5 protein-coding genes are annotated in these 5,983 nt (G+C 58.5%); 1 reads left to right on the forward strand and 4 read right to left on the reverse strand.

The window, feature by feature from the left end:
- Window positions 1-184 precede the first annotated feature (184 nt).
- Together HK23_RS12805 and HK23_RS12810 are read right to left on the reverse strand one after the other, a co-directional pair.
- Window positions 185-1,639: an NAD-dependent succinate-semialdehyde dehydrogenase gene (locus HK23_RS12805; RefSeq protein WP_086654272.1), complete on the reverse strand. Its 1,455-nt coding sequence runs from the start codon at window positions 1,637-1,639 to the stop codon at window positions 185-187.
- Window positions 1,640-1,758: 119 nt separating this feature from the next.
- Complete coding sequence (locus HK23_RS12810; RefSeq protein ID WP_256940206.1) at window positions 1,759-2,934, reverse strand: autotransporter strand-loop-strand O-heptosyltransferase; 1,176 nt, start codon at window positions 2,932-2,934, stop codon at window positions 1,759-1,761.
- 336 nt (window positions 2,935-3,270) lie between these two features.
- Here HK23_RS12810 and HK23_RS12815 point away from each other — a divergent pair, with 336 nt between their 5' ends.
- Window positions 3,271-4,383 (forward strand): glycerophosphodiester phosphodiesterase, encoded by a 1,113-nt coding sequence (locus HK23_RS12815; protein WP_086654273.1) that lies wholly within the window; start codon window positions 3,271-3,273, stop codon window positions 4,381-4,383.
- An 18-nt stretch (window positions 4,384-4,401) separates the two neighbouring features.
- On the opposite strand, the gene cobU is transcribed toward HK23_RS12815, so the two are convergent.
- The gene (gene cobU, locus HK23_RS12820) at window positions 4,402-5,046 is read right to left on the reverse strand and encodes a bifunctional adenosylcobinamide kinase/adenosylcobinamide-phosphate guanylyltransferase (RefSeq protein WP_086654274.1); all 645 of its coding nucleotides are present in this window, start codon (window positions 5,044-5,046) and stop codon (window positions 4,402-4,404) included.
- Between the two features lie 182 nt (window positions 5,047-5,228).
- On the reverse strand, window positions 5,229-5,858 hold the full coding sequence (locus tag HK23_RS12825; protein ID WP_256940205.1) for a zinc-binding dehydrogenase: 630 nt from the start codon (window positions 5,856-5,858) through the stop codon (window positions 5,229-5,231).
- Between the last annotated feature and the right edge of the window lie 125 nt (window positions 5,859-5,983).

Genomic DNA, 5,983 nt, shown 5'->3' on the forward strand with positions numbered 1-5,983 from the left:
TTTTACAGGCGGGGCTTCTATTTAGAAAATAAAGCAGAATTATGCCAAACTTGTTTGACGCAACATTCATTTTCTGAAGATAATTTCATTTCCTCCCAATGTTCGTGACGAGCAAACAGAGAAAACAAAAAGGGGAACACATCAGGATGCATTCCCCCTTCCTTAGGACCTGTTTTGGAACAGGTCAGAAATCAGATTTTTCATGTTCGGTCGAGACGAACTTGATCAGCGTATGGGCCTTTACAGCTTCCGGACCACCTTCCGTGCCGTAACCGGAATCCTTGATGCCGCCGAAGGGCACTTCCGGCACGCCCAGACCATGATGGTTGATGGCGATCATGCCAGCTTCCACCTGTTCACCCAGCAGGCGCTCCGTGCGTTCGTTGCGCGTATAGGCATAGGCTGCCAGACCGTAGGGCAGACGGTTGGCTTCCTGCACGGCGTCTTTCAGGCCGGAGAATTCGGACACGATGGCAATCGGGCCGAACGGCTCTTCCTGCATCACGCGCATGGACAGGTTGGGGTTGAGGATCAGGGTGGGGGCGAAGAAGCAGCCTTCATTGGGCAGCGGCACATCGGCCTGCCAGATGGTAGCGCCCTTTTCCCGCGCATCGGCAACCAGTTCTGTCAGTGCTTTCAGGCGGCGTTCATTCACCACCGGCCCCATGGTTACGCCGTCTTCAAGGCCTGAACCAACTTTAAGAGCGTTCATCTGTGCCTTGAACTTGTCCACAAAGCTGGAGGCAATGCTCTTGTGCAGCAGGAAACGCGTGGGGGCGATGCACACCTGCCCGGCATTACGAAACTTGGCCGCACACAGGCGCTGCGCAGCGGCATCCAGATCGGCATCCTCACACACGATGACCGGGGCATGACCGCCCAGTTCCATGGTGACGGGCTTCATCTGCGCACCGGCAAGAGAGGCCAGATGTTTGCCAACCGGAGTGGAGCCGGTGAAGGAGATTTTGCGCACCACCGGATGGGCGATCAGATATTCCGAAATTTCCGCCGGGTTACCATAGACCAGAGAGACCGCACCTGCCGGAACACCGGCATCACAGAACGCCCGCAGCAGTTCCGCTGGGGATGCCGGAGTATCTTCCGGCGCTTTGACAATGACGGCGCACCCGGCAGCAAGAGCTGCGCCCAGCTTGCGGGCGATCTGGTTGATGGGGAAGTTCCACGGCGTAAAGGCCGCAACCACGCCGACGGGGCGATGCAGCACACGCTGTTCCACATTGGGCACACGCGGCGGAATGAGCGTGTCATTCAGACGACGGCCTTCCTCACCAAAATATTCGATGACGTTGGCCGCCCCGTTGATTTCGATCATGGCCTGCTCAAGCGGCTTGCCCTGCTCGCGCGTCATGATACGGCCAATGCTCTCGGCGCGTTCCCGCAGCAAGTTGGCGGCCTTGCGCATGATAACAAAGCGGTCCCACGCCGTGAGTGCCCGCCATGCGGCAAAGCCCTGTGCGGCCCCATCGGCCACCCGTGCCAGATCGGCTTTGGAGGCGTGGGCGATCTTGCCGATTTCCTCGCCGGTAGCGGGGTTGAAGACCGGCAGCGTGCGGCCATCTGCCGCATCCTGCCACTGCCCGGCCACCAGAAGCTGTGTGCTGATAAAATCCTGTGACATTGCGTATCTCTCCCACTGGAACGACAGACACGCCACCATGACGCTGCCTTATGATCCTTAAGGAGAGAGCATCATCAGGATAGGGATGCAAGGGGGCATAGACGCTGCCCCCGCCCCGATCAGGCGAACAGTTTTTTCAGCTCATTGATAACATGCACGCTGGTAATGAGACGTGTGCATTCAAACTGACGCGGCGTGTTCTCATGCCGGGGGCACCACAAGAAGTTGTGATGATCAAACCGCTCCGTAGGGTCGTTCCAGCAGGAGTTGCAGGTGTGCCAGTTGATGACGCGGTAAGGCGTTTCAAACTCATTGGTCGGGTGGGTGAAGCCGGAGATCATCACCACTTCCGTGCCCGCAGCCCAGGCCAGCCAGGCCAGACCGGAGCTGAGACCGATAAAGGCATCCGCATGCCTGAGCCAGCGGGCGCGTTCAGCAAGCGGGCGGTTGCCTGTTTCATCTTCCGCGCCATGCGGGATGTAGTTCCAGACAAGACCGGTGCCATGCACGGTCTTCTGGTCAATACAGATGACCCGGTAGCCTTTTTCCTTCAGGAAGGCGATGACTTCCTGCCAGCCAGTCGGGTTGTTCCAGTATTTACACTGCGTGCTGGCCTGCACGGCGATACAGACATACGGCTCCGGAATGGGGCGGCTGTCATCCGGCAGGTGCAGACGCGGGGCTTCCTCATGCGGGGAGACTCCCAGAATATAGCCTGCGGTGCGGTGAAGGCCGACAAAGCGGAAGTCCGTAGGCTGCTGGTTGCAGTCCTTGTCATCAAAAAACAGACCGATGCAGTACGTGGCGTAGGCCTTGGCGGGCACGCCTGCCTTCTCGGCGTCCTCGGAGGTCATGAGGGTGATGTTGGGATAGGCTTCCTTAAGCAACGGCAGGATGAGGCCGGAAAGCAGGCAGGTGACTTTCGCCCCGCGTTCTTCCGCAAAGCGGTTTACATACGGGAACCACGCCAGCGTGTCCCCCAGCGTGCCGACCGGCAGCTGGATGACAACCTCCTGCCCGCGCGCATCATACTCATGCTGGAAAACCGGCCGCTCGACACCATCAGCGCCGATATCGATCACCTCAATGCCGAAGCGCACATAGTAGCGCTTGCTGGAAGAAATGGTGGCCCCGGCCGCCTCATGATGGAAAAGGATATTCCCTGTATCCAGATCCCGCAGAATAACGCGCCATTTCCCCTCTTTCCGCTCCGGCACATGCACGCGCGCCCCGAGATTGAAATCAAAGCGGATGCCCTGCGGACCTTCTATAACTGGCATCGGCGGCGGAGGCAGATAAGCTGGTTTGGCCTCCGGCTGCCCCGGAGGCTTAGCGGCAGGGGCCTGTTCCGTCGGCTGCTGGGGGGCCGCCTGTGCGGCTTGCGCCGGAGCGTCGGCCTGGGGTGCAGGAGCGGGAGAAGCGGGTGCTGCGGTTTGAGACAAAGAGAGTCACCTAGAAAAGACAAAATTTTTGTAATTAAAAGTACTAATTAGGGTTCTACAAAGACAATTAACGTTTGTCCATGAAACTCCTGCCTGACCACCTCTTCACTCTTCATAAAAATATCACCCCACAGCCCCCTAAAAAGAGTAAACCCTCTCTCAACATTCCCTAAGTATAAGGCTGTTTTGATGCGGGGTTTTTCTCGTCGTTCTGCTCTAGTAACATCCTGCGCCGCTGCCCTTTGCGGAAGTATACGACGGGCGGGCGCTGCCCCCTCTCTGGCCCCGCGTCCTCTGGTGTTTGCGCATCGGGGGGCCTCTGCCCTGCGGCCGGAACATACGCTGGCCGCCTACGCCAAAGCCATTGCCGATGGTGCGGACTTTATCGAGCCTGACCTTGTGATGACCAAAGATGGCGTGATGATCTGCCGGCATGAAACCAATATTGCCGAGACCACGGACGTGGCGCAGCGACCGGAATTTGCCAGCCGCAAGCGCACCGCCACCCTTGATGGTAAGACGGCGACTGGCTGGTTTACGACCGACTTCACCCTCGCGGAGCTGAAAACCCTGCGGGCGAAGGAGCGCCTCGCCACGCTGCGTGTGCATAACACTCGCTTTGACGGACATTTTGACATTCCGACTTTTGAGGAAATGATTGATTTTGTGGCTGCGGAAGCCGCGACGTGCGGTCGGGTTTTGGGGCTGATCCCCGAAATTAAACATTCCACGCATTTCCACGCGCTGGGGTTTGACCCGGAAGCCGTGTTCCTGCGCACCATTGCCGCCCATGAGTATACGCGCACGGCGCCGCTGGAAGTGCAGTCCTTCGAGACCGGGAACCTCCAGCGCATTGGTGCGGATGTGCGCGCCATCAATCCGCAGGCCCGGCTGATGCTGCTGATGGGGGAGCGGACAGAAGTGCCGCCGGATCTGGCCGCCAAAGGGGAGAAAACCACCTTTGGAGACCTGATGACCCCGGCGGGCCTGAAGGATGTGCGGCGTTATGCGGATGTGATTGGCCCCTCCCTGACTGACCTTATTCCGCGGGATGCGCAGGGGGCGTGGCTTGAGCCGTCTTCTCTGGTGGAGGATGCCCATGCGGCGGGGCTGCTGGTGCATGCCTATACCTGCCGCCCAGAAAACCATTTCCTGCCGCGCCAGTTGCGCAATGCGGACGGGGACGCAGCCCGCAATATGCGTGGGTCCATTCAGGAAATCCAACGCTATCTGGATATGGGGCTGGACGGGTTCTTTACTGATGATCCTGCCATTGGCCGCCAGGCGGTGGACACTATCTGAGGGTGTATCGCCACTGGCTCAGGCTGGCGGCGTGTCCTTGAGGACGAGCGGCAATCCTGCTGCAATAAACAGGACTTTTCCAACTTTTTCAGCCAGACGCTGGTGGAGAAGGCCTGCTTCATCCCGAAACTGCCGGGCCAGTTTATGCTCCGGCACAATGCCAAGCCCGACCTCATTCCCCACCAGAACGGTGGGGGCGCGACGTTCGGCCAGCGCCGTAATGAGCGCGTGTGTGGCGTCTGGAATATTGCGCTCTTCCAGCAGAAGGTTGGTCAGCCACAGGGTCAGGCAGTCCAGCAACAGCGGGCGGTCCGCATGGGCGCGCAGAACATCGGCCACCGCAAAAGGTTCTTCTACCGTCTGCCAGCCCTCTGCCCGACCCGCGCGATGGTGGGCGATACGGTCCTGCATTTCCGTATCAAACGCGCGGCCTGTGGCCAGATAGATCCACGGGGCAGGAAGTGCTGTTACCAGTGCTTCCGCGTGGCGGCTCTTGCCAGACCGTGCGCCGCCCAGAATGAGCGTTGTGCCGGGCAAGCCTGCGGGGAGCAGTAGGGTCTCGTTCTGCGGAGCAGTGACCGGCGCGGGTGCAGACGCGGACTGCCCGTCTGTTGGCGTGCCTGCCGGAGTGGCCGGGTCTGCCTTGAGCGTGATGGGGTTCATGCGCACTCCGCTTTCTGCTGCCGTGTCTCTGTGGCGTTTATCACAGCATGCATTCCAAGGTCATGCCTCCCCTTTTTTACTCCTGTTTTGCTGTGGCCGGCATGTTCTGATTACCCGGCCAGAGCGGACGGATTATGGCGGGTAGCAATAAGCACCCCGCCAACACATCAGAGACTGAAGTATCAGCTGTGGAAGCGGTCCTCTTCATGCGTGGAGAAAATAATTTTCCCTGCGAAATTGCGGTCTTCCAGTAACCGATGTGCATCCTGACCGGCACTCAATGGAAAAACAGTGATGTGCGGCAGTGTGATCCGGCCTTCATGTAGCGCAGCGAAGAGACGGTCTACACGAACTTGTCGCTCCTCACGGCTCTTGAGGTAAGTCCATAAATCACCACCAATGATGCCTTTTGACCCTTCCATAAGTTGGAGCGGATCGACGAGAGGGGGTGTTCCCCCGGCTTTACCGAAGATGACTGCCCGTCCGCCATCACGTAGCGTGGCCAGACTCTGCATCAGGGTGCTTCCCACGGAATCATAAGCGACGTCGACGCCTTTTCCGGTTTCCTGTCGAATGAGCGCTACCCAGTCTTCCTGATAACCATATGCTGCAACAGCACCGTTCAAACGGGCTTGTTCACGTTTTGCAGCAGTCGAGGCAAGCGCATAAACCTGGGCACCTTTTGCGCTCGCCATCTGTGTCACGAGACGGCCGACACCTCCAGCTGCGGCTTGAATCAGCACCCGATCGCCAGAGCGCACCGCCACGCTATCTTCTACTAAATACTGTGCCGTCAGCCCTTGAAGCAGCACTGCTGCAATACTTTTGTCAGGAATATTTTCTGGCAGCGTTACCAGCTGGTCGGGCTGAGAGCCCTTTTGGAAATTCGCTATGATAGGTTTTCAAGAGGTTTTGAGTGTGATTCAAAGGCAGGATG

Origin of the sequence: Acetobacter malorum, assembly GCF_002153605.1 — a bacterium.
GTDB lineage: Bacteria > Pseudomonadota > Alphaproteobacteria > Acetobacterales > Acetobacteraceae > Acetobacter > Acetobacter malorum_A.

Bases quoted from the DNA above. Each gene is read 5' to 3' on its own strand.
- HK23_RS12805 (WP_086654272.1), bottom strand. From the start codon at position 1,639: ATGTCACAGGATTTTATCAGCACACAGCTTCTGGTGGCCGGGCAGTGG.
- cobU (WP_086654274.1), bottom strand. From the start codon at position 5,046: ATGAACCCCATCACGCTCAAGGCAGACCCGGCCACTCCGGCAGGCACG.
- HK23_RS12815 (WP_086654273.1), top strand. From the start codon at position 3,271: ATGCGGGGTTTTTCTCGTCGTTCTGCTCTAGTAACATCCTGCGCCGCT.